This window comes from Synechococcus sp. MU1625 (assembly GCF_020514205.1).
Taxonomy (GTDB): domain Bacteria; phylum Cyanobacteriota; class Cyanobacteriia; order PCC-6307; family Cyanobiaceae; genus Parasynechococcus.
In genome coordinates, this window is sequence record NZ_VTLA01000006.1 from 66320 (window position 1) to 87450 (window position 21131).

General features: G+C 59.1%; 26 protein-coding genes and 3 tRNA genes. 10 read left to right on the forward strand and 19 right to left on the reverse strand.

Annotation, left to right across the window (positions count from 1 at the left end):
- Positions 1-23 precede the first annotated feature (23 nt).
- Positions 24-1712 (forward strand): Ppx/GppA phosphatase family protein, encoded by a 1689-nt coding sequence (locus FZX13_RS10315; protein WP_226409499.1) that lies wholly within the window; start codon positions 24-26, stop codon positions 1710-1712.
- Here FZX13_RS10315 and FZX13_RS10320 read toward each other — a convergent pair.
- From FZX13_RS10320 to petC, 6 genes are all read right to left on the reverse strand, one after another.
- Complete coding sequence (locus FZX13_RS10320; RefSeq protein ID WP_226409500.1) at positions 1696-2487, reverse strand: RodZ family helix-turn-helix domain-containing protein; 792 nt, start codon at positions 2485-2487, stop codon at positions 1696-1698. The genes FZX13_RS10315 and FZX13_RS10320 overlap by 17 nt on opposite strands.
- 100 nt (positions 2488-2587) lie before the next feature.
- Positions 2588-2659 (reverse strand) — tRNA-Val (locus FZX13_RS10325).
- 25 nt (positions 2660-2684) lie between these two features.
- Positions 2685-3446, reverse strand: a complete 762-nt coding sequence (gene cobM / locus FZX13_RS10330) for a precorrin-4 C(11)-methyltransferase (protein WP_226409501.1) — start codon at positions 3444-3446, stop codon at positions 2685-2687.
- The gene (gene lgt, locus FZX13_RS10335; RefSeq protein WP_226409502.1) at positions 3443-4321 is read right to left on the reverse strand and encodes a prolipoprotein diacylglyceryl transferase; all 879 of its coding nucleotides are present in this window, start codon (positions 4319-4321) and stop codon (positions 3443-3445) included. The genes cobM and lgt overlap by 4 nt, the downstream gene beginning before the upstream one ends.
- Positions 4322-4326: 5 nt before the next feature.
- Positions 4327-5262: a cytochrome f gene (gene petA / locus FZX13_RS10340; protein WP_115024051.1), complete on the reverse strand. Its 936-nt coding sequence runs from the start codon at positions 5260-5262 to the stop codon at positions 4327-4329.
- Between the two features lie 38 nt (positions 5263-5300).
- Complete coding sequence (gene petC / locus FZX13_RS10345) at positions 5301-5837, reverse strand: cytochrome b6-f complex iron-sulfur subunit (protein WP_115024049.1); 537 nt, start codon at positions 5835-5837, stop codon at positions 5301-5303.
- Between the two features lie 47 nt (positions 5838-5884).
- On the opposite strand from petC, the gene FZX13_RS10350 reads away from it, so the two are divergent.
- Positions 5885-6301, forward strand: coding sequence for a DUF3067 family protein (locus FZX13_RS10350; protein WP_115024048.1), 417 nt, complete (start codon positions 5885-5887; stop codon positions 6299-6301).
- Here FZX13_RS10350 and tatC read toward each other — a convergent pair.
- Both tatC and FZX13_RS10360 read right to left on the reverse strand, forming a co-directional pair.
- A complete protein-coding gene (gene tatC / locus FZX13_RS10355) occupies positions 6282-6986 on the reverse strand; it encodes a twin-arginine translocase subunit TatC (protein ID WP_206339220.1) in 705 nt (234 codons plus the stop codon). The genes FZX13_RS10350 and tatC overlap by 20 nt on opposite strands.
- Positions 6987-7111: 125 nt before the next feature.
- Positions 7112-8791 carry an NFACT family protein gene (locus FZX13_RS10360; protein ID WP_226409550.1) on the reverse strand — a complete coding sequence of 560 codons (1680 nt, stop codon included), beginning with the start codon at positions 8789-8791 and terminating at the stop codon, positions 7112-7114.
- Positions 8792-8877: 86 nt separating this feature from the next.
- On the opposite strand from FZX13_RS10360, the gene gmk reads away from it, so the two are divergent.
- On the forward strand, positions 8878-9450 hold the full coding sequence (gene gmk, locus FZX13_RS10365; protein WP_226409551.1) for a guanylate kinase: 573 nt from the start codon (positions 8878-8880) through the stop codon (positions 9448-9450).
- A 9-nt stretch (positions 9451-9459) separates the two neighbouring features.
- Here gmk and FZX13_RS10370 read toward each other — a convergent pair whose 3' ends face one another.
- The 3 genes from FZX13_RS10370 to FZX13_RS10380 all read right to left on the reverse strand — a co-directional run bounded on the left by FZX13_RS10370 (position 9460) and on the right by FZX13_RS10380 (position 10802).
- Positions 9460-10074, reverse strand: a complete 615-nt coding sequence (locus FZX13_RS10370; RefSeq protein WP_226409503.1) for a hypothetical protein — start codon at positions 10072-10074, stop codon at positions 9460-9462.
- A gap of 102 nt (positions 10075-10176) precedes the next feature.
- A complete protein-coding gene (gene psaJ, locus FZX13_RS10375; protein WP_006850741.1) occupies positions 10177-10293 on the reverse strand; it encodes a photosystem I reaction center subunit IX in 117 nt (38 codons plus the stop codon).
- Between the two features lie 32 nt (positions 10294-10325).
- Entirely contained in the window at positions 10326-10802 is a 477-nt protein-coding gene (locus tag FZX13_RS10380; RefSeq protein ID WP_115024045.1) for a Photosystem I reaction center subunit III, read from the reverse strand.
- 77 nt (positions 10803-10879) lie between these two features.
- On the opposite strand from FZX13_RS10380, the gene tsaD reads away from it, so the two are divergent.
- Together tsaD and FZX13_RS10390 are read left to right on the forward strand one after the other, a co-directional pair.
- A complete protein-coding gene (gene tsaD, locus FZX13_RS10385; RefSeq protein WP_226409504.1) occupies positions 10880-11953 on the forward strand; it encodes a tRNA (adenosine(37)-N6)-threonylcarbamoyltransferase complex transferase subunit TsaD in 1074 nt (357 codons plus the stop codon).
- Between the two features lie 42 nt (positions 11954-11995).
- Positions 11996-12172: a high light inducible protein gene (locus FZX13_RS10390; protein WP_226398286.1), complete on the forward strand. Its 177-nt coding sequence runs from the start codon at positions 11996-11998 to the stop codon at positions 12170-12172.
- Here FZX13_RS10390 and FZX13_RS10395 read toward each other — a convergent pair whose 3' ends face one another.
- Positions 12173-13279, reverse strand: a complete 1107-nt coding sequence (locus tag FZX13_RS10395) for a type IV pilus twitching motility protein PilT (RefSeq protein WP_370630811.1) — start codon at positions 13277-13279, stop codon at positions 12173-12175.
- Between the two features lie 197 nt (positions 13280-13476).
- On the opposite strand from FZX13_RS10395, the gene wecB reads away from it, so the two are divergent.
- Genes wecB through FZX13_RS10415 form a run of 4 tightly spaced genes read left to right on the forward strand, consistent with a single transcriptional unit; the run spans position 13477 to position 16660 of the window.
- Positions 13477-14589 (forward strand): non-hydrolyzing UDP-N-acetylglucosamine 2-epimerase, encoded by a 1113-nt coding sequence (gene wecB / locus FZX13_RS10400; protein ID WP_226409506.1) that lies wholly within the window; start codon positions 13477-13479, stop codon positions 14587-14589.
- The gene (locus FZX13_RS10405) at positions 14558-15160 is read left to right on the forward strand and encodes a DUF1643 domain-containing protein (protein WP_226409507.1); all 603 of its coding nucleotides are present in this window, start codon (positions 14558-14560) and stop codon (positions 15158-15160) included. Before wecB ends, FZX13_RS10405 begins: the two co-directional genes overlap by 32 nt.
- A complete protein-coding gene (locus FZX13_RS10410) occupies positions 15160-15405 on the forward strand; it encodes a hypothetical protein (protein ID WP_226409508.1) in 246 nt (81 codons plus the stop codon). Before FZX13_RS10405 ends, FZX13_RS10410 begins: the two co-directional genes overlap by 1 nt.
- A complete protein-coding gene (locus tag FZX13_RS10415; protein WP_226398282.1) occupies positions 15395-16660 on the forward strand; it encodes a sodium:proton antiporter in 1266 nt (421 codons plus the stop codon). The genes FZX13_RS10410 and FZX13_RS10415 overlap by 11 nt, the downstream gene beginning before the upstream one ends.
- Here the strand turns inward: FZX13_RS10415 and gltX are convergent.
- From gltX to FZX13_RS10445, 6 genes are all read right to left on the reverse strand, one after another.
- Positions 16604-18037: a glutamate--tRNA ligase gene (gene gltX / locus FZX13_RS10420; protein WP_226409509.1), complete on the reverse strand. Its 1434-nt coding sequence runs from the start codon at positions 18035-18037 to the stop codon at positions 16604-16606. The genes FZX13_RS10415 and gltX overlap by 57 nt on opposite strands.
- A gap of 21 nt (positions 18038-18058) precedes the next feature.
- A tRNA-Asp gene (locus tag FZX13_RS10425) sits at positions 18059-18132 on the reverse strand.
- Positions 18133-18348: 216 nt separating this feature from the next.
- Positions 18349-18537: a hyperconserved protein Hcp gene (locus FZX13_RS10430; protein ID WP_006043540.1), complete on the reverse strand. Its 189-nt coding sequence runs from the start codon at positions 18535-18537 to the stop codon at positions 18349-18351.
- 37 nt (positions 18538-18574) lie between these two features.
- Positions 18575-18647 (reverse strand) — tRNA-Trp (locus FZX13_RS10435).
- Positions 18648-18704: 57 nt separating this feature from the next.
- Positions 18705-19181 carry a 50S ribosomal protein L19 gene (gene rplS / locus FZX13_RS10440; protein WP_226409510.1) on the reverse strand — a complete coding sequence of 159 codons (477 nt, stop codon included), beginning with the start codon at positions 19179-19181 and terminating at the stop codon, positions 18705-18707.
- 25 nt (positions 19182-19206) lie between these two features.
- On the reverse strand, positions 19207-19494 hold the full coding sequence (locus tag FZX13_RS10445) for a PepSY domain-containing protein (protein ID WP_226409511.1): 288 nt from the start codon (positions 19492-19494) through the stop codon (positions 19207-19209).
- Between the two features lie 53 nt (positions 19495-19547).
- Between FZX13_RS10445 and map the strand changes: the two genes are divergently transcribed.
- The gene (map, locus tag FZX13_RS10450) at positions 19548-20393 is read left to right on the forward strand and encodes a type I methionyl aminopeptidase (RefSeq protein WP_115024032.1); all 846 of its coding nucleotides are present in this window, start codon (positions 19548-19550) and stop codon (positions 20391-20393) included.
- On the opposite strand, the gene FZX13_RS10455 is transcribed toward map, so the two are convergent.
- On the reverse strand, positions 20374-21111 hold the full coding sequence (locus FZX13_RS10455) for an SDR family oxidoreductase (protein ID WP_226409512.1): 738 nt from the start codon (positions 21109-21111) through the stop codon (positions 20374-20376). The two genes, map and FZX13_RS10455, sit on opposite strands and share 20 nt — an antisense overlap.
- Positions 21112-21131: the final 20 nt, after the last annotated feature.

The following is a 21131-nucleotide window of genomic DNA, read 5'->3' on the forward strand; positions in this document are numbered from 1 at the left end:
TGAAGAACCCTAGTCAGGGTCTTATGGCTCCGGCTGTGAGTGGCAGAGTGGATTCACCTCCCTTCCTGACGTTGATGCTGGATGCCGAGGCCCCAGCCAAGCCAACGGAACAGAACAACGGTTTGCCCCAGCCGGCGAATCCAGATCTGCGTCGGATTGCAGCGATCGATATCGGAACGAATTCCTTCCATCTACTGGTCGCAGCCATTGATCCAAAGCTGCGCACCTTCCGCATCATCCAGGCTGAAAAGGTCACCACGCGTCTGGGGGAGCGTGATCCCGAGACCGGTGAACTGACCGCAGCGGCGATGCAACGAGGGTATGAAACCCTTCGCCAGTTCAAGGATCTCTCCGCTAGCCATCAAGTTGAGCAGATCGTTACCGCGGCGACGAGTGCCGTTCGAGAAGCCCCCAATGGCCGCGATTTTCTCCAAACCATCCTGGATGACCTCGAGATGGAGGTGGATCTGGTCAGTGGCCCTGAAGAGGCCCGGCTGATCTATCTGGGTGTGCTTTCAGGAATGCCTTTTGGAGATCGTCCGCATCTTTTGCTCGATATCGGCGGAGGCTCCACTGAACTGATCCTTGCGGATGGTCGCGATGCCCGCGCCCTCACCAGCACCCGTGTCGGTGCTGTGCGTCTCCAGCGGGACTTCGTCAAAGACGATCCGATGCCCCCCAAACGTCGATCGTTTCTGCAGGCGTTCATTCAGGGATCGCTCGAACCTGCGGTCGACAAAGTGCGTCGCAGGATCAAACCCGGTGAAACACCTGTGCTGGTGGCAACCAGCGGCACGGCGATGGCTATTGGTTCTCTTGCGGCGAGTGAAGAGGAGCGTCCACCGCGCAAGCTGCACGGGTATCGACTCCCCCGGCAGCGTCTGGACCGGGTGGTCGATCGCTTAATCACGATGACCCCCGCTCAACGGCGGAATTTGGCTCCCATCAATGACCGGCGGGCCGAAATCATTGTTCCCGGTGCGCTGATTCTGCAAACCACTATGCAAATGCTTGGTGTTGACGAGCTAGTCCTCAGTGAGCGGGCCCTCAGGGAAGGTCTCATCGTCGATTGGATGCTTCGCCACGGTCTTCTTGAGGATCGCTTCAGCTTTCAGAGCAGCATTCGACAACGCACCGTGATTCATCAGGTGCAGCGGTTTGCGGTGAATCAGAGCAGGGCAGAACGGGTCGCCAGCCATGCCCTCCAGCTGTTCGACGCCACGCACGGGGTGATGCATGACGACAGTGGCGAAGGTCGCGAACTGCTTTGGGCTGCAGCAATGCTGCATACCTGTGGCCAGCACATCAACATCAGCGCGTACCACAAGCATTCTTGGTATTTGATTCGCCATGGCGAACTGCTCGGCTATTCAGAAGCGGAACATCTGATGGTGGCGGCGATTGCTCGCTATCACCGCCGCAGCTTGCCCAAGAAGCGTCATGAGTCCTGGCAGCTCCTGGCCAACCGAGAAAATCGTCGTTGCGTTCATCAGATGGCCATTTTGCTGCGCTTGGCCGCTGCTCTGGATCGCAGGCCAGAACCAGTGATCTCAGCACTGCGCATTCAAGCAGTGAGAGGAGTCCTGCATCTGGAGATCGTTCGCGAGCGGGTGAACCAGAACGTCAGTCTTGAGCAGTGGAGTTTGCAGAGCTGCGCTGAGGTCGTACGGGAGGCCGTCGGAGTCGATCTGCGCGTCAGAGTTCAGGATTGAGTCGGATCCAGCGGATGTCGTCAACAGCTCCAAGGGTTCTTGTTTCAGCGTCTGGCGACGTCAGCTGCACGAGATCGGGCCGGCCGGCGTAGATCTCAACCAGCTCTGGATCTTCAATCCTGCGTTCACCGTTCAGAAGCCCTTCGAATTCCACAATCCCCTCACGACGCAGGGCGATCCAGCTCGGTTCGCTGCTGCTGATCGTGAGAGCTTTTTGTGCTGTCGGCGGCGCTGGGACGATGAGTGACTCCAGCTCAACCGCCAATGCGACATCTGTTTTGGCTTCAGGAGGCGAAGCCGGCTCGTTCATGACGGGCGTTCGGCTCGCAGGTCTCAACCCTTGGGCGAAGCGCGAAAGTTCTGAAGCGTTGCTCCATACAACCACCCCCAGGCCTGTCAAACCGGCTAGGGCAAGAAGAGAGAGCGGGTTGAGTCTTGCCGGTTTCTGCGGGGCGATTCCCCGAGTTGTGGGTCCAGGAGCCGGCTGTTTGGTCTTGCTGGTGGAGAGGGGGCCGATGGCCTGCACCATGGCGTCGGCATCTAAACCAAGATGGGAGCTGAGCCGACGCACCATGGCTTTAATAAAGACAGGTTCTGGCAGTGCGTCTTGATCGCCTCGTTCCAGTGCGGTGAGTTGCTCCACTCCCATGTGCATCTGGCTGGCCAGCTGGTCCCTTGTCAGGCCGGCTCCAGCCCGTGCTTCAGCCAACTGTCGCCCTACTTGGACCAGGCCCGCATCTTTGCTCTGGTCTTCCGTAAGACTCCGCTCGTGCATGGATGAGTAAGTCGACCTAGTACCTGTCGAAATTTAGGCCCAATTGATCATTCAGTCAGCCCCCTTGGTGAACCCCAAGAGTCGATGGCACCAAAAAATATGGGCGATACTGGATTCGAACCAGTGACCCCTTCCGTGTGAAGGAAGTGCGCTACCACTGTGCTAATCGCCCGCACAAATTGATCCTAAACCACCGCCTATTGGGTTTTCGGACGGAATAGGTGGTCGTGGTTAGGGGAGTACAGACGTGAGCGTTGAGGGCCACCGGCGAGAGCAGGACTCACCACATAAAGCGTGGTTCGAATCAGATTGCGTTCTCGACTGGCCGCAGCCATCTCCCTCAAAGGGACCACCGTGAGCATTTGATCAGGCCAGCTCACCCGATGTCCGATCGCCACGGGAGTGTCGTCTGGGTAGTGATCCAGAAGGGTGGTTTGCACCTCCTCGACATGTCTTGCACTGAGGTAGATGCAAAGGCTGGCGCGCAGGGTTGCCAACCTGCCGAGCTCCTCCCGTGCCGGCACACCGGTGCGTCCTCCGGCCCGACTGAGCACGATGGTCTGCACCACTCCTGGAAGCGTGAGTTCGCTAGCGAGTCCAGCTGCTGCGGCTTGGTAGGCACTGATTCCAGGTACCACCTCCACGGGGATGTCCGCGTCACTCAAGGCACAGATCTGTTCATTGATGGCGCTGTAGAGCGCCGTATCGCCGTCATGGAGCCGGACCACCCGTTTGCCCTGGCGGTAGCGATCGATGAGCAAAGGGATCAGCTCTTCGAGCGTTGTCGTGCTGGTGCGGATCCGTTCGCAATCGGCTGGAGCTAGATCGGTGATTGCAGGACAGACCAAGGAATCCGTCCAGACCAGAATCTCAGCCCGTTTGAGCCGTTCAGCAGCGCGAAGGGTAAGCAGGTCTGGAGCACCTGGGCCTGCTCCAACGAAACTGACAACGTGACTCAACTGCGTTGGCCTGATGGATCAGGCAGGGATCGCTTTCGTCCATATAGCCACCAAAGCCCGATCCCGCCGAGAGCGACCAACGTGCAACTCATCAGTTGGGCGATGCGGATGCCCCCTTCGCATGCGGGGGGAAGTGAGCCGATGCAGAGGGGATCGATGCGAAGACCTTCAATCCAGACGCGGCCAAGGCTGTAACCGACCAAGTAAACGCAGCTCATAGCTCCCGCCGGGAGGATCCCGGGGGACTTCAATCCGCGGCGGAAGAGCAGCAGCAGGACTGCGAAGAGCAGCAGATTCCACACCGATTCATAGAGAAATGTCGGGTGGAAAAATTCCGAAGTGCTGTAAGTAACCGGTCGGCTCTGCGCTGGTATGAACAGCTTCCACGGCAGATCTGTTGGAACGCCAAATGCCTCAGAATTGAAGAAGTTCCCCCAGCGACCGATGGCCTGCCCCAAGGCCACAGAAGGAACCAGAACGTCAAGGACATCCCAGAAGGGTTGCTTGCGCCAGCGGCAGAACAGGATCAGCGTGAGCGTTCCTGCAAGCAAAGCGCCGTGGATGGCGATCCCTCCCTCCCAAATGGCAAGGGCCTTGAGCGGCTGCGATGCGTAGTTGTGCCACTCAAATGCCACGTAGTAGATGCGTGCCCCGATGACGGAAAACAGCACGAGCACGGGCAGCAGATCGCTGATTAGGCCGTTCTCAAGATGTCGGAGCTTTGCCAGGCGACTGGAGAGGTTCAAGCCGATCAGCACTGCCGTGGCAATGAGCACGCCGTACCACCGAAGCGGCAGAAACCAGTTTTCGGTTTGAGGCAAAAATTCCCCTGGCGACTGAAATGTCGCCAGGGGAAATAGGGCTTCAACAGCCATAGAAATCAGAAGTTGGCTTCAGCTGCCTGAACTTTCTCAATCTGCCTTTTCTTCAGCACCAACATGATCTGTGCGAGAGCCACAGCGGCGAAGAAAGCAAGCAATCCGTAGATGCGAACGGGGTTCTGGAGAACAATTTCTGCATCCACTTGACCGAAGCCGCCCACATTGGGGTCATCGGTCAGAGCAGCGCCGGCCTCGATGCTGTCGCCAGCCTTGACCAGAACTTGGGGCCCGACGGGAATGGTTTCGTTCACGCTTTCACCGTCAGCCGTGGTGATGCTGACCACGCTCGCGCCGTTGTCACCAGGTTCGATAGAGGCGATAGTGCCGGTTGCTGGTGCCGTGAAGATGGTGTTGTTGCTCTTTTCACCGGTGGGATAAACCTGGCCGCGACCGCGGTTGCCACCGACGTGGATCTGGTACTTACCGAAGTGGATGTTGCTGTCGGTGGCTGGATCAGGAGAGAGAACAGGGAAGACAACTTCCTGGTGCTGGTCACCAGGAATCGGGCCCACCAGCAGGATGTTCGGCTGGTCGTCGCTGTATTGAGTGAAGTAGACCCCTTCCGTTTCCTCCTTGATCTCATCGGTCCAGCGGTCCTGAGGGGCGAGGGTGAAGCCATCGGGAAGCATCACAACGGCGCCGACCTGGAGGCCTACGTCGCTTCCGTCGGCTCCGATTTCCTGAAGACCCTGCTCATAGGGAATCTTGACGCTGGCGGTGAAGACGCTGTCAGGCAGAACTGATTGGGGAACTTCGGCCTGGGTCAGCTTTTTGGCCAGGTGGCAGTTGGCGCAAACAATTTTACCGGTGGCTTCCCGGGGGCTTTCGTAGTTTTGTTGAGCCCAGAAGGGATATGCCCAGCTGGCAGACGGGGCAATTAGCAGAGCCAGTCCGATGACCAGCGATCCAAGGAGAAGCGAGAGGTGACGACGCATGGGACGGTGAGGGGATGCAGGCGTAGGGGAGGGAAAGATCAGGCCCACCAGGGCTTATCACCAGTTCGGAAATCGGTTTCGGTCCACTGGCTCATGAATACGTTGTCGTTCTCAACGCTGACGTTGGCCAGGGCCAAGGAGAGAGGGGCAGGGCCACGGACCACCTTGCCGGTGGCGTCGTATTGGCTGCCATGGCATGGACACATGAACTTATTTGCACCACTGTTCCAAGGAACGACACAGCCGAGGTGGGTGCAGATGGCATTGATGCCATAGCTGCCGATGGCGTCTTCACCTTCGACAATGAGGTAGGTCGGATCGCCTTTCAGTCCCTGAACAAGGCTGCGATCACCTTCGGGGTGGCTGGCAAGCCAGCCACTGGCTGTGATTGCATTGCCCAGCTCATCCTTGGCGCTGGTGCCACCACCGCTGCCAGCGGCCTTGGGGGGGATGAAGTAGTTCGCTACCGGATAAAGGGCTCCAAGGGCCACACCGGTCACGGAGCCAAACGTCAGCAGATTCATGAACTGCCGACGACCCATTCCGGGCACATCGCTCGAGGAGAGTTGGGTCATGGCGGACGTTCATCCAGCTCGGATTGCCGACCATTATGGATGCTTAAGTGCCTGTCAAGCTTTGCAACGACTGGTGTCTTCCTGTACCTGCCGCATCAGCTTCTGTGCTTGAAATCACCAACGCCGTGCCCCAGCCGCCAATCAGCGTCGATGAGGTGATTGGCTGTCTACGCCAGCGCTGGCGGGCTACCTACGACCTTCAACTGGTGGTTCGACGCCGCCGTTTGTACCTCCAGGTGATGTGGGCCTATCTGGAGCAACAGTCGTTTCAAATGGACCTCGAGGCCTATCGGCAGCATCTCGGTGAAGTGCTGGATGTTGTGAATCGTCTTGGTTTGGCGGGTGAGGTGCGGGATTGGCTCGCTTCCACCCGTGATAAGCCGCGTCTGGGGAAGGCGCTGAGTCTTCCGCTGCAGGCGTCAGGACCAGAGGCGGAAACGCTGATCAAGGAGTTTCTGGTCTGAGCGATTCGGTCAGAGCCACCAGGCCAACTCCGATTAGAAACAGCGCCGTGATGGCTCCAGCGAGTAGCAACATCGTGATGGGATCCGTGGACGGTGTCAGCACGGCTCCAGCAAGGGCGGACCCCAGCACAACCCAGCGCCAGGCACCAAGCATCGGCCGCCAGCGCACCAGCCTCAGGGCACCCAGGAGCAGCTGCAGCACCGGCAGCTGAAACGCCAGCCCGGTCGCCAGCATCAGCAGAAGAACAAAGTCCAAGTAGCGCTCGATCGACCAAAGCGGCTCAACGACATCGGCGCCGTAGCTCACTAGAAAACGCAGTGCGGCCGGCACGAGGGCCCACCAGGCGAAAGCCAAGCCCGCCATGAAGAGAACCGCTGACCCAGCAACGGCGGGGGCGATCAGGCGCCGTTCCCGGACTGTCAGGCCTGGCAGAACGAAAGCCAGGATTTGGAACAGCACATAGGGAAGGGCCAAGGTGAGTCCGGCATAACCGGCCACCTTGAGCGAGACGAACAGAAACTCGCCTGGGGCGAGCTGGAGGAAATGAATGCCGCTGGCTGGCGCCTCGAGCAGCCGCACCAGCGGCTTGACGCCCAGTAGGCAGGCCAGCGCACCGATCACTACGGCCAACAGGCTGCGCAGCACGCGTTGACGCAGTTCTTCCAGGTGGTCCACCAGGGGCATCTCCACCTCATTCGGCAGATCAGCATCACCAGGAGCCCTCCCAATGCGAATGGGTGGTGGTGGCTGCAAGGCTGGGGGACCGTCGGGGCGCTCAGACACGGACGCGGGTCGGGCGGCGCAACAGGTCAGCCCGATTGTGGGCTCAGGCTAGGGGCAAGCAGCCGTTGTTCCGCTCGCTGGGGCTCACCCCAGCGGATTTCAGCTTGACCATGGCGCACTGTGCCTGGGGCGGCACCGGGAATCCGTTGCAGTTGATCGGTTGGAACCATCACCACCGCCACCTGCTTGTTGCCACGAGCTCGACTGAAATAGGCGGCCAGATCCGTCGCCATGGCCAGATCTGCTTCGTCGGCAAGTCCGTTGGAGCTCTTCAGCACCACATGACTCCCTGGACATTCCTGGGCATGGAACCAGAGGTCACCGCTTCGGGCCTGGCGAAGAGAAATCCAGTCGTTCTGGCGATGGTTTCGCCCCACCTGAACCGTGAGCCGTCCTGGGGTGATCAGTTCCAGAGGACTGGGCTGATCTTGTCGACGCTGCAGTCGCGCGTCGCGACGGCGCTCCTTGGGCTTCAACAGTTGTTCGAGCTCCTCCTGCAGATCATTCAGGGCGGAGAGTCGTGCTTTGTAGTCCTGCCATTCCGCGCTCAGTTGATCCTCGATAAACGTTTCGCTCTCAGTGATCAGTTGAAGACGTTGCTGATGGTGCTCAATCCGTTGCTCGAGGATTGGGCGTGATCGTCGCAGTTTTTTGGCACGGCGATACAGCGATTGGGCTTCATCCACCTGGTCTCGGCTTGGGTTGCCAAGGCAGAGGAGAGCATCCGCCTGGCTCTGAAGGACCCCGTGTCCGTCGGTGGCCTCGAGGCGATGGCGTTGGTCATCGTGGGCAGTTTGTTCTTTGCTGCGCCATCGCTCTAAGCGTTGTCGTAGCTCATGGCTGACCCTGGCCAAGGCGCGATGTTCCAGGCACTGCTGGTGGAGACAACCCAGCTTGAGAGCTAGGGAGGGTTGTGGGTTGACACCAGCATCGGGAGATCCCCATACCCTGTAGCGCCCGTCGTTTTCAACCACGAGGACGAACTGTTCAAGGTGGAGTTGGTCCAACCAGAGACACCAGCGTTCATAGAGGTCTCGCCACTGGTTGGTCTCCAGGGTGTCCACGGGTTTGTTCAGGTTGTCACCGGCGAGCTGTGCTGCCAGGGCTGGACTTATGCCCTGGTAGGTCTGCTGAAAGGCCTTGCGGAGGGGGATCGGGACGAGAGAGAGTCGAGCCTGCCAGCGTTCAAAGCTTTCCGTTCGATCGGGTGCCAAGCCCTGAAGGGTCGGTGGTGGGCTGTAGGAATCGCCGGTTGAGAGAGGGCGCACACGGGATTGATGCTCACGAACCTGTCTTCCCAGAGCAATGATGCGGCGTTGCTCATCGAGGAGCAGCAGGTTGCTGTGCCGTCCCATCAGCTCAAGCACGAGGATCCTGTGAATCGGTTCACCCGGCCGCTGGGCGAAACGGAATTCCACGACTCGCTCAAATCCGCTTTGGTGGAGTTCGACGAGAGCCAGCTGGCGGAGGCTGTGCTGCAACTGTTGCGCGAAGGTGCTGCCGCTGCCGCTGCGCGGGGGAGGGTTGACCTCGACCAGCCGAGGGGCCTCGGCTTGCCAGCTGAGTTCCAGCCATACCATCCCTTTCAGGCTGCGACAGCCCAGTTGAATCGTTCCCGGGTCAGGTTGTTGGGCCTTTTCGAAACGGCTGGGCACCAGCCTTGGACGCAGATCCCAGAGCACCGCGCGAAGCGTGGTGAGATCCATGGGCTGAAGGCTGGTGGAGGCGATCACCGGGTGCACCGGGTGCGGCAGTGGAGCTTCCTACTCTGCTGACCCACGCAGACGCCGCGATGTCCACCAGTGGAAAGCTCACCTTGATCACGGGGCCGAGCGGTGTCGGCAAGGGAACGCTGGTGAACCAGCTTCTGGAACGCCATCCCAAGATCTGGTTGTCTGTCTCGGCAACCACGCGTTCCCCGCGTCAGGGCGAGCAGGACGGCATCAACTACTTCTTCCACAGCCGTGCTGGTTTTGAGGCCTTGGTGGCTGAAGGGGGTTTTTTGGAGTGGGCGGAATTCGCGGGGAATTGCTACGGCACTCCCAGACGTCCAGTTGAAGAACAGTTGGCCGGGGGCCGTCCTGTGCTCCTGGAGATCGAGTTGGAAGGTGCGCGCCAGGTGCGTCGAAGTTTCCCGGATGGCTTTCAGATTTTTCTGGCTCCCCCCAGTTTTGAGGAATTGGAGCGCCGGATCCGCGGTCGTGGAACAGATTCTGAGGCAGCCATCCAACTTCGTCTTTCACGAGCACGGGATGAACTCAAGGCCCAGGCCGAATTTGATGTTGTCGTTGTCAACGACAACCTTGATTCGGCCCTGCAACAGCTCGAGCGCTATATGGGGCTCAGCTCTGGGGATCTCAATTGAGACGGGGACTCAGCGCGCATCAAATGGTGCAGATGAGTGATGAAGAACAATGCGCACTGTGCCGGGTGTTGGCTGCCAAAACGTCCAGGTTTTTTCGACCGAGCCTTGGACTCCATTGGAGTCAGTCAACGTAACAGTGCCCATTGTGTTGGCTGTATTTCCGATCAACTGAATCGTGTCGTTTTTAATCGTGCACGTCTTCCAATTTCTATAGGTCGCGAAACCTTGTTTGGGCCCAAACTGCTTCACGTCTGGATCAGGCCCAACAAAATAGGCCAAAGCTCCTTGGCGGGTTGGGCGGAAGGTCGTTTCGCCTACGGCATAGGTCGGCTTGAATGCGACTGGGCCGTATTGGTAGCCGTAGGCGGCATCAATGATGGCTGATGCTTTGGCCTTTGCGGCAGTATGTCCACCCTTTTGATATGCCTGGCTGATGGTCAACAGTGCATCACACCAGCCCTTCTGAGCTGCTTTGACTTCCTTAATTGTGATTTGGTTGTCAAAAAACTGAACCTCTACCTGGGCTGCTGTCGGTAGAGAAATCGTGCTGCCAAGAGCAACGGCAGACACAGAGAAACAACCGGCAAGCAACTTGGTATATGGACGTGAGGGGAACGGCGTCATGATGTTCAAGGATGAGATCTTACTTTTAGCGATATTGATTGTGATTGGCAATAAAAAAGGGAACCCGAAGGTTCCCTGCGTAGGTGAAATTCACCAGGTGAATCACATGGGGTGAAACAGAAGATCGGGGAAGAAGCGATTCCACTCGATCAGGATTCCAGCAGTGGCTGTGAACCAGATGGCTGCAACAACAGGTGCGGCTGTAAGAAATTTGTTCATTCTTGAGAAGGCAATGTTTGAAGTCGTCTTAATCAGCGAGGTGAAACAGTCACCTTGCTGTCGTCTTCGAGCAGCTTGCCGCTGGTGAATTCACCAAAAGCAGCCAGCGGCCAAGTGGCTGCTGCCAAAAGGCTCTTGATGGCGATGCTGCGATCGATGAAAATTTCGTAGTTGGCGGCATTTTTGCCGCGGGTGGCTTTCAGGTACTCACGACCAGCCCAACCAATGCATCCGGTGATGTACAGGAACATGATCCCGGGATAGACAAAATCCCCGGCATGGCTCCAGCGGCCATCAACGATCAGATGGGGAAGTCCATCTGCTCCACAAGATGCTTTGCTGTACATCTCGAAGCGAGCTTTGGCCTGAGGCGTTGTGGCAGCAGCGGCACGCTGCTGGAAGCGAGCACTTTCTGAGCAAGGTGTGAGGCCAGCCACATCCGCCTTCGCGACGGGGGCGAAGCCGAACACCAGGAGTGCTGAAAGCACGACGGCGAAGAGACGACGCATCGGAACGATTCCTCTGAACGGTGCCCCGAAAGGGCAAGATGTCACAAGTCGGAGAGTAGGGGAGGGGCATCACTTCGATGCATGCGGTGCTTGCCCTCGAAACAAGTTGTGACGAGTCCGCTGCTGCGGTTCTTCGTCGTGATGACCACGGTCGCATTGAAGTGCTGGCCTCACAGATTGCATCCCAGGTGGAGGAGCACGCTCGCTGGGGTGGCGTTGTGCCAGAAATCGCCTCCCGTCGCCATGTTGAGGCCCTGCCTGGGTTGATTGCGGCGGTTGTTGATGAGGCTGGTCTGGCCTTGGGTCAGCTGGATGCCATTGCAGCCACGATCACGCCGGGGTTGGCCGGGGCTCTGATGGTGGCGTCGGTGACCGGCCGCACTCTTGCGGCATTGCACCGGCGTCCCTTTCTTGGCATCCACCATCTGGAGGGCCATCTGGCCTCGGTGATGCTTGGAGAGGACCCTCCTCAGGCTCCCTATCTGGTGCTGCTGGTCAGTGGAGGTCACACCGAACTGATTTTTGTGGCCGTTGACGGGGGCATGAAGCGTCTTGGTCGAAGTCATGACGATGCCGCTGGCGAAGCCTTCGACAAGGTGGCTCGCTTACTGGATCTTGGTTATCCCGGAGGCCCAGCTATTCAGGCCGTTGCTGAAACGGGTGATCCAACATGTTTCAAGTTGCCTAAGGGTCGGATTTCATTGCCGGGCGGGGGGTTCCATCCCTACGACTTTTCGTTTAGTGGGCTCAAGACCGCCATGCTCCGCACGGTCGAAACACTCCGACAGACAACGGATCCACTGCCTCTTGCAGACCTGGCCGCCAGCTTCGAACAGGTGGTGGCCGATGTTCTTGTGCAGCGCAGCCTCCGCTGTGCTGAAGACCATGGTGTTGGCCAACTGGTGATGGTGGGCGGCGTCGCGGCGAACCGCCGCCTGCGCCAGTGCATGCTTGAACGCGGGCAGGAGCGGGGAATTGCTGTCTCAATCGCTCCTCTCGCGTACTGCACAGACAACGCCGCGATGATCGGTGCAGCGGCCTTGATGCGCCTGAGCCAGAACACAGGCTCGACGTCTCTTGAATCCGGGGTCGCCCCTCGCTGGCCCTTGGACCAGGCCAATGCTCTTTACGCAACAGATCCACCCTTTTAAGAAAGCCTTTTAGGCTTGTGCCCACTCTTCGGCACCAGCGTCGTGGACCAACTCGAATCCAGATCAGATTCCCCGGCGCCAGTGGAGGCTGAAGAACTGAATGCTTGGAAGCGGGGCTTCACTCCTCAGGCTGAGATCTGGAACGGTCGCCTGGCGATGATCGGCCTGTCTGCCGGGATCGCTGTCGTTCTGCTGGTGCGTGTGTTCAGCGGAGGCTGATCAGCTTCGGCCCCGTAGGGCTTGAGCCAGCTCATTGGGTTTGAGGCTCACGGCAACAGCCTGATCTCCCTCGATGCGATCCGACTCCACCAGGGCCAGAAGGGATTGATTGGTCGTCACCATCCCGTCGAAGCCGCTGCGTTCCATGATTTCCTCCACCTCATCGAGGGCCCCCCGCTGGATGTAGTCCTTGCAGGCGTCTGTGTTGATCAGGATGTCGTGATAAGCCGCCCGCTTCCCATCGGTGGTCTTGATCAGTCCCTGGGCAATCACCCCGATCAGTGCCTCTGACAACGACCGGCGCACGCTCTCTTGCTCTTCAGCGGGATACATGCCAAGGACCCGTTCCACGGTCTTGACCGCTGAATTGGTGTGCAGCGTTCCGAAAACCAAATGGCCGGTCTGCGCGGCTTCGAGCGCTGTGGATAGTGTTTCTTGATCCCTAATTTCGCCCACCAAGATCACATCCGGGTCTTCCCGTAAGGCAGCCCGTAATGCGTTGTGGAACTTCAGCGTGTGCAACCCCACTTCGCGATGGCGGATGAGGGACTTACGACTTTCGTGCACGAATTCCACGGGGTCCTCGATCGTGAGGATGTGTCGAGCTTCGTTGCGGTTGATCCAGTCGATCATGGCCGCCAGCGTTGTGCTCTTGCCAGACCCTGTCGGTCCAGTCACCAGGATCAGTCCCTTCGGACGGGCCGCGAGACCTTCCAGCACGCTTGGGAGATTCAGCTGCTCCATGCTGAGGATTGTCTGCGGAATCAGGCGCAGCACCATTGCCGGCCCCCGCAGCGAATCCATCAGGTTGATTCGCACGCGCACGAAGGCAAAAGCATGGGAGCCGTCAAATTCCTTGTCGCTGATGAAGGCATCGATTTGCTGAGGCGTCAGGATTTCATGGAGCCATCCTTGAAAAACATCGGCATCGGTCACGGGCCATTCCGTGCCCTGGATGTCCCCTCGGGCTCGGTAGCGCGGGACTTCTCCAACCCCCAGGTGCACATCGGAATGGCCGGCTTCATGGGCGATGTGAACGATCTCTTCCAGGCTTGGAGAACCATCCTTTGCCGCTTTCGGCCCGGCGCTCTGGATGACCGGAGTCACTGCAGGGCTCCGTACTGACGTCTTAGAGGTCCGGTCTGGCGTCGGGCGCGGCGGGAAGCTGGGGGGGGAAACCGGCTGAGCCACGGTGATGGCGAGAGATTCCCCTTCAGGATCGTCCCGATGCTGAGGCTGGCAAGGTTTTCTCACTGTTCTCTCCGGGTTGACGCCCGTAAACTCCAGCGGTCCGTCTGGATGGAATGGCTGAACAGCCCCGTGTCACGATCGTTCTGGGAACGCGTCCGGAGGCGATCAAGCTTGCTCCGGTGATCCGGATGTTCCAGGCCTGTAATGCGCTGAAGACTCGGGTCGTCCTGACCGGGCAGCACCGTGAAATGGTGGCCCAGGTGATGGATCTATTTCATCTCCAAGCTGATCAGGATCTCAACCTGATGGCGCCCCGCCAAACCCTGACGCACGTCACCTGTGCAGCGCTTCAAGGGCTGCGTGAAGACTTTCAGGCCTATCCCCCGCAGTTGGTCCTGGTTCAAGGGGATACCACCACGGCCTTTGCCGCTGGCCTGGCAGCGTTTTACGAGCAGATCCCGGTTGGGCATGTGGAGGCTGGTCTGCGGACCGACAATCTTCTGGACCCCTTCCCTGAAGAAGCCAATCGTCGACTGCTCTCCCAGATTGCGACACTTCACTTCGCGCCTACGGCTAAGGCGGAAACCAATTTGAAGGCATCCGGTGTTGTCGGGGAGATCTCCGTGACTGGAAACACAGTGATCGATGCGTTGTTGCTGATGGCGGAATCGGCGCCGGATATCCAGTTCGATGGACTCGACTGGGCCCAACAGAGGGTGATCCTGGCCACCGTGCATCGGCGGGAGAATTGGGGTGATCGTCTCCATGACATCGCTGCAGGCATGCTGCAGGTGCTGGATCGATACCCCGACACCGCCCTCCTGCTGCCCATGCATCGCAATCCGACGGTGCGTGAGCCATTGCAGGCTCTTCTGGGGAGTCATCCCCGTGTCGTTCTGACCGAACCTTTGGATTACGACCGGCTTGTTGCGGCGATGAAAGGCTGCTGCCTGCTGCTGACCGATTCCGGCGGTCTCCAGGAGGAAGCTCCTGCGCTCGGCAAACCTGTTCTGGTTTTGCGGCGAACCACGGAGCGGCCGGAGGCCGTTGATGCGGGAACGGCTCGGCTGGTGGGCACCGATCCCGATGTGATTGTGGAAGAGACCTCGCGCCTGCTTGGGGATCCCACGGCCTATGAAGAGATGTCCCGCGCCGTTAATCCCTTCGGCGATGGTCACGCCAGCGAACGCATTCTTGAGCGGTGTTGCCGCCACCTCGGAGTCTGAGGCGCTGCTGAGCAGCGATGGCTGCTATCGCTGGTGGCTGAGGCGTTGCCTGGGCGCTGGGGAGGGTTGCCTGCTTTTCATCGGACTGAACCCCTCAAGGGCTGATGGACAGCGCGATGACCCGACCCTGCGTCGATTGATTGGCTTCACAAGGGAATGGGGATATCGGGAATTGGTCGTTCTCAATTTGTTTGCTCGCATCTCGCCATCGCCTGCGGCGCTGCTCAGGGTGAAGGATCCAATTGGTGTTCGGAACGACTACTTCCTGATGCGATGGCTCAACCACTGGTCCCTGATGCCTGGGGTCGATCTCTGGTGCGGTTGGGGGGTGAATGGGGCGCGACTGGATCGGGCTCAGGCCGTTCTTGACGGGATTCAAAAGTTGCTTGCTGAGCGCAAACGATCTGTTCCCGATTCTCCTCACCCTTTGATGTTGGGGTTGACGGCCTCGGGACAGCCACGCCATCCGCTTTATGCCCCGCGACGGGCAGGTCTTCACCCTTTTCTATGGGCAGACCCTGAACCGATCCGTCATCCTGTGAAAACCATGACGGATGTCCTTCCGCACTGATGTCCCGTACGCCTCGCCGTTATGCCGTCCATCTCCACCTTGTGGGAGGGCAGACCGAGCGCGTGTTCTTCCCGAAACTCAAGACCTTTCAGGAGTGGTACCAAGGTTTGGTCAATGCCGAGACGCAGGGCGGCTTCGTCAACGTTCCCATCAGCGATCTGGAGGGTGAATATCTGGTCGTTCGGCCCCAGGCTGTGATTGGCGTGCGCGTGGAACCTCAGTTCTCCTCCGTCGATGACGCCTGAGCGTCTGGGCCTCCTCTGGGGCGTCACTGTGTTCTCGGGTGCTTCGGCGCGCCTTCTGGCGGCCACGTCTGGATTGCCTGGAGTTGTTTTGCTGCTCCTGTCTGGGCTGCTGATCGGTCGCTCGGGTTTGGGTTGGGTGGAACCCCTCGACCTTGGCTCCGGGCTTGGGACTGTGGTGGGTCTGCTGGTCAGCCTGGTGCTGTTCGACGGCGGACTCAATCTCCGCCTGCCCGGTGACACGATCAAGGCCACGGTGCAGCGCATCGCAGCCCTACGCCTGTTGATCTCCCTTGGAGGTGGTCTGGTGGCGGCCCATTGGCTTGCTGGCCTCAGCTGGTCGCTTGCCGCCGTTTTCAGCGCCATCGTGCTGGCCACGGGGCCAACGGTGGTCACCCCGTTGGTGCGTCAGATTCGGCTCGCACCGCCTCTGGGTGAAGTTCTTGAGGCTGAAGGACTGGTCCTTGAGCCCATCGGTGCTGTTTTAGCTCTGTTGCTGTTGGAGCTTGCCATTGGCAATCTGCATGGCTGGCGTGAGGTCATGCTCGGCCTGTTGTATCGATTGGGTGGCGGTGTGCTGATCGGCGGGAGCGTCGGCTGGCTCTTGTCAGAGGTCCTGAGACGACTCAATCCCGATCAGTTGAAGGGGTTACCGCTTCAGCTCAGCCTGGGTTTGCTGTTTCTGATGTACGGCGTCAGTGAGTGGCTGCTGCCTGAATCAGCCCTTCCCGCTTCGGTGGCAGCAGGCATCGTCGTCGGTCGCCGTCCAGGACCGCACACCGCCGAACTGGATGGTCTGATTCAGGAACTGGCGCAGTTGGCGATCACCATGCTCTTTCCGCTTCTGGCGGCTGACGTGTCTTGGGCTGAACTCAGTCCGCTCGGTTGGGGCGGGATTCTGTGTGTGCTGTCGTTGATGCTGGTGGTGCGCCCGATCGGCGTAGGTGTGGCCACAATTGGCCTGCCCTACAACCTTGAACAACGCCTGTTTCTGGGTTGGCTCGCTCCTCGAGGAATCGTTACTGCATCAGTGGCCTCACTGTTCGCCATACGTCTCGAACAGGCCGGCATCTTGGGGGCTGGACGTCTTCAGGGGCTGGTGTTTCTGACAATCCTGATGACCGTTGGTCTGCAGGGCCTTACTGCTCAACCGTTAGCTCGGGCTCTCGGTCTGGTCAAAGGCGATGACGTTGAACCAATGTCAGCTGAGGCAGCGCCGCAGACGCGGCAGGTCCTCACCGATTCGGGCCAGCAGTGACCATGTTGTGATCAAATCCGGTCCTTGAAGACGCCCAAGCAATGCGGCGCGCAGGGATTTCATCACCACTCCTTTTTTCACACCGGCTGCTTTGGCGGCATCCCCCAACCAGGCCTTGGCTTGATCGGTATCCATTCCATCCCATGGTTTGCTCTCAAGGCGCTCAATCAGGTTGGTGACGGCCGCTTTCGCTCCGTCTACAGCCAGTTGCTCAAGAGCATCCTCCTGGAGTTCCGGACATTCAAAGAACGGTGCCGCCTGATCGACGCCATCGTTCAGCAGGGTGAGCGACGGGCCCAGCAAGGCACAGAGGTCGAGGCTCCAACTGTTGCTGTTGGGTTGCTCCCAACCGCGCCCAGCCCAAAGTGGTGTCAGCTCTTTCAGGAGATGCTCCGATGTCCAGCCATGCAAAACCTGGGCGTTGAGCCAGTTGAGCTTGTCCCAGTCGAAGCGGGCACCTGCTTTGTTGACACGCTCGAAGCTGAAGACGGCAGCGGCCTCGCTCAAGCTGAATCGTTCCTCCATGCCCTCCGGAACGGACCAACCCAAAAGGGTCATGTAGTTGGCAATGGCGTCAGGGGTGTATCCCATGGCGCGGAAGTCATTGATGGACGTCACCCCATCTCGTTTGGAGAGTTTGCGTCCCTCAGAATTGAGGATGAGAGGGGCGTGGGCAAAGGTGGGTAAGGGCAGACCCAGCGCCTCGTAAAGGAGCAGTTGCTTGGCCGTGTTGGCAATGTGGTCTTCACCGCGGATCACGTGGGTGATCTCCATTGCGGCGTCATCCACCACCACCACAAGGTTGTAAAGAGGGTCCCCGATCTGATCCGCCGGCGCGCGACGGGCAATGACCATGTCACCACCGAGGTCAGAGCCACTCCAGCTCATGGCTCCACGCACCAGATCGTTCCAGCGGATCTCGGCGGCGTCATCAATCCGAAAGCGGATCACCGCTTCACGCCCTTCCGCCTGAAAGGCTTGCTCCTGATCCGGTGTCAGATTCCTGTGACGGTTGTCGTAGCGCGGAGCCTGGTTAGAGGCTTTTTGCGCATCGCGCATGGCCGTGAGTTCCGATTCGCTGGCGTAGCAGCGGTAGGCCAATCCTTGATCGAGCAGGGACTGAATCGCCTCACGATGCTGGGAGACCCGTTCGCTCTGGATGACGGGTTCCTCATCCCAGTTGAGCCCGAGCCATTGCAAGCCCTCAAGGATGTTCTGGGTGAACTCCGGTTTTGACCGCTCTTTATCGGTGTCTTCAATGCGGAGCACGAATTTTCCCTGCTCATGCTTGGCGTAAAGCCAGTTGAAAACAGCTGTGCGTGCCGTTCCGATATGAAGCGTGCCCGTTGGGCTAGGGGCCAATCGAACGCGCACCATCGATGCTCTTGGTGGTGAGAACGGGACCGACGGGATTCGAACCCGCAACTTCCGCCGTGACAGGGCGGTGCTCTAACCGGTTGAACTACGGTCCCAGATCAAAGCAAGCTTTTAGGAGTGTTCCTCAGAACAGCTTGATCTGTGTCGCCTTGACGACCCGATCAGTATCAACCGTCGCCCTGCCCTCCGTCAACAACTGAAGCGACGAACAAGCTTGATTTGTCACCAGATCGCTGCCATTAAAAAAATCCCGACGACACAGTCGTCGGGACAAAGCAGTTCACATCGGTTGAAAACCGACAGAACAAAGTTCAGGGGCGGAATCCAGCTGGTTCAATCAGCCGAACCTGATTGCCACGAGCGGTGAACTCACGACCTTGATCACTTTGAACGACCACACGGCCGCCAGATTTGACGCGTATCACTCGGGCTCGGACCCAGCCAAGGGCGGCTGACTCCAACACCTTCACAACATCACCAGGTTGAAGATCCAACTCCATGCTCAGAACCGGGAAACTGCACGAGGGGAACATCGGACGCGCCGTGGAGGACTCGAACCCCCGACATCAGGTTTTGGAGACCTGCGTTCTACCAACTGAACTAACGGCGCAAGGCGATGAACCCCTAAGCCAACGTTGTTGGCAACTGATTGAACGAGGTCGAAACCTCAGCGATCGAAGCGCTGCTTCACGCGGGTGGCCTTGCCCACCCGTTCCCGCAGATAGAAAAGCTTCGCCCTGCGCACTTTACCGCGCCGCTCCACCTTGATGGAAGCCACCTGGGGGCTATGAACCATGAACACCCGCTCAACACCGATGCCTTGGAAAATCCGCCGCACCGTGATGGTCTGATTGAGGCCTCCATGGCGTTTGGAGATCACCACGCCCTCGTAGGGCTGCACACGTTCTTTGTTGCCCTCACTGATCCGCACGCCAACACGAACCGTGTCACCCACGTAGATCTCAGGAAGATCATCCTTCTGCTGAGCCGTCTCAAAGCTGCGAATTAGAGCCTCGGCGCTCAGCCTCTTTGTAGGAGCGCTAGCAGCCTTGTTGGGCTTTGCCTCTGAGGCCTCAGGTGCTGTATCCACAGCCGCTTCGGTGTTCTCGTCGGTCACCACTGTGTCCTTCGAATCGGCTGCCATCCCAGCTCCGCGTTGAATCGCCAAACTATGAGTGTACCTTCCGGCGCCATCGTTCGATCAGGAGCACCGCGCCTGTGATCAGCATCCACAACAGGCCAACTGCGTTGAGAAGCACGACGAGCGGTTCCAGTGTGGATCCAAGCCATTCCCCTTCATGCACCACCATCAACCAGTGCACCTGCTCGCGGCTCGCTCCGAACCAATCACGGGCCAAGCGATAACTGACGCCGGAGAACACCGTCACTAGAAGTGGCGCCAGAACGAATGGTGCAACGCTTCGGTGCAGTTCGCGCAAGCGCACAAGCAGCGTCATGACCGGCATCAATTCGGTTGCTGTTGATAGCGTGACGGATATTCGGTTGAGCCATGAATCTCTTTGCTGATCTTCTGGCATCCACCCAGGCTGCGCAGGGGCAGGTGACAGCAACCGGGCCGCGGATCCAGAAGCGTCGAGGTGTTGAGATCAAATCGGCGCGCGAGGTGAAGATCATGCGCCAGGCCAGTCACATCGTTGCAACCGTGCTCCGGGAAGTGATGGGAATGGTGGAGCCCGGTCAGACCACTGGGGATATCGATGCCTACGCTGAAAAACGCATTCGGGAAATGGGCGCGACCCCGAGCTTTAAGGGATATCACGGGTTTCCAGCGAGCATCTGCGCCAGCATCAACAACGAGGTGGTGCATGGCATTCCCAGTGCGAAGCGGGTGATCCGGCAGGGCGATCTGCTGAAAGTTGACACCGGCGCGTACTTCGAGGGCTACCACGGAGACAGCTGCATCACGATCTGCGTGGGTGATGCCCCCGAGGAAGCTCAGACGTTGAGCCGTGTTGCCAAGGAGTCCTTGATGGCTGGTCTCAGCCAAGTCAAAGCCGGGAACACCCTGCTGGATATCGCTGGAGCGGTTGAAGACCACGTCAAGGCCAACGGTTTCAGTGTCGTGGAGGATTACACCGGCCACGGTGTGGGCCGGAACCTGCACGAAGAACCCTCCGTGTTCAACTTCCGCACCGATGAGCTTCCTAACGTCACCCTGCGTCCCGGCATGACCCTGGCCATTGAGCCAATCCTCAATGCTGGCAGCAAGGCATGCCGCACACTCCGAGATCAGTGGACTGTCGTCACCCGCGACGGATCGCTTTCCGCGCAGTGGGAACACACTGTTCTGGTCACCAGCGACGGGTGCGAGATCCTCACGGATCGGGGCGACTGAGGATCTGGCTGTAGATCCTCCGTCCGAGCTCGGTCAGGGGCATTAAGACATAGGTCAGTGGGTTTGGGGTCACGATCACGAGGCGAAACCCCCAGCCGGCTTGTCGCAGCACCTGTTCAGCAACGAAATCGGCTCCCATGACCCCAATGGGATTGAGCGATGAGCGGAAGGGGCCGAGCACAAGCTTGCGCAGGATCAGGGCTTCGCGCCCTGATCGATCGAGCACAGCACCACGGATGCTCACCAGCTGACCCAACATTCGTTTGGTGAGTTCGTACACCGGACTGACGGCAGGCTGAATTTCCGCTTCCGAGGTGTTGATCCACACTTCTTTTGGACAACCCCGGGTTGAGGTTCTGCTGATGGCCTCAAAACGCTGCATCAGCCGCCAGCTGCTCAGGGTGTTGATCTCCAGGGCTTGATTGATCACGTCAGGGCTTTGGTCGCCCTGAGGATTGATTCCATGGTTGAGAACTAGAACATCGATGTCCGCCAGATCGGCGTCCAGGCTGGCTTCGTTGCCGCAGCTCCAGCTCACCCAGCGGTGGGGGCCATCCGTTTGCTCTTGAGGTGTCGCACCGTGCGTGAAACCGATCACGTGGGCGCCTGCGCCACGGAAGCAACGGGAAAGGGCTACGCCCAGAGCTCCGCGCGCGCCTGTGATGCCGATGGTTCGGCCGTGGAAGGGGGACTGGGCCATGGGGCCAGCTTGGGGCATCCTTGAAACGACTGAACCAG

Excerpts from the sequence above, each read along its gene's own strand:
- map (WP_115024032.1), top strand. The coding sequence starts at position 19,548 with ATGAATCTCTTTGCTGATCTTCTGGCATCCACCCAGGCTGCGCAGGGG.
- petA (WP_115024051.1), bottom strand. The coding sequence starts at position 5,262 with ATGCGTCGTCACCTCTCGCTTCTCCTTGGATCGCTGGTCATCGGACTG.
- FZX13_RS10410 (WP_226409508.1), top strand. The coding sequence starts at position 15,160 with ATGTCCCGTACGCCTCGCCGTTATGCCGTCCATCTCCACCTTGTGGGA.
- gltX (WP_226409509.1), bottom strand. The coding sequence starts at position 18,037 with ATGGTGCGCGTTCGATTGGCCCCTAGCCCAACGGGCACGCTTCATATC.
- psaJ (WP_006850741.1), bottom strand. The coding sequence starts at position 10,293 with ATGAACAAATTTCTTACAGCCGCACCTGTTGTTGCAGCCATCTGGTTC.
- FZX13_RS10315 (WP_226409499.1), top strand. The coding sequence starts at position 24 with ATGGCTCCGGCTGTGAGTGGCAGAGTGGATTCACCTCCCTTCCTGACG.
- FZX13_RS10360 (WP_226409550.1), bottom strand. The coding sequence starts at position 8,791 with ATGGATCTCACCACGCTTCGCGCGGTGCTCTGGGATCTGCGTCCAAGG.
- FZX13_RS10320 (WP_226409500.1), bottom strand. The coding sequence starts at position 2,487 with ATGCACGAGCGGAGTCTTACGGAAGACCAGAGCAAAGATGCGGGCCTG.
- FZX13_RS10445 (WP_226409511.1), bottom strand. The coding sequence starts at position 19,494 with ATGACGCTGCTTGTGCGCTTGCGCGAACTGCACCGAAGCGTTGCACCA.
- FZX13_RS10455 (WP_226409512.1), bottom strand. The coding sequence starts at position 21,111 with ATGCCCCAAGCTGGCCCCATGGCCCAGTCCCCCTTCCACGGCCGAACC.
- FZX13_RS10380 (WP_115024045.1), bottom strand. The coding sequence starts at position 10,802 with ATGCGTCGTCTCTTCGCCGTCGTGCTTTCAGCACTCCTGGTGTTCGGC.
- tsaD (WP_226409504.1), top strand. The coding sequence starts at position 10,880 with ATGCATGCGGTGCTTGCCCTCGAAACAAGTTGTGACGAGTCCGCTGCT.
- wecB (WP_226409506.1), top strand. The coding sequence starts at position 13,477 with ATGGCTGAACAGCCCCGTGTCACGATCGTTCTGGGAACGCGTCCGGAG.
- FZX13_RS10370 (WP_226409503.1), bottom strand. The coding sequence starts at position 10,074 with ATGACGCCGTTCCCCTCACGTCCATATACCAAGTTGCTTGCCGGTTGT.
- gmk (WP_226409551.1), top strand. The coding sequence starts at position 8,878 with ATGTCCACCAGTGGAAAGCTCACCTTGATCACGGGGCCGAGCGGTGTC.
- tatC (WP_206339220.1), bottom strand. The coding sequence starts at position 6,986 with ATGCCCCTGGTGGACCACCTGGAAGAACTGCGTCAACGCGTGCTGCGC.
- lgt (WP_226409502.1), bottom strand. The coding sequence starts at position 4,321 with ATGGCTGTTGAAGCCCTATTTCCCCTGGCGACATTTCAGTCGCCAGGG.
- FZX13_RS10430 (WP_006043540.1), bottom strand. The coding sequence starts at position 18,537 with ATGGAGTTGGATCTTCAACCTGGTGATGTTGTGAAGGTGTTGGAGTCA.
- petC (WP_115024049.1), bottom strand. The coding sequence starts at position 5,837 with ATGACCCAACTCTCCTCGAGCGATGTGCCCGGAATGGGTCGTCGGCAG.
- FZX13_RS10415 (WP_226398282.1), top strand. The coding sequence starts at position 15,395 with ATGACGCCTGAGCGTCTGGGCCTCCTCTGGGGCGTCACTGTGTTCTCG.
- rplS (WP_226409510.1), bottom strand. The coding sequence starts at position 19,181 with ATGGCAGCCGATTCGAAGGACACAGTGGTGACCGACGAGAACACCGAA.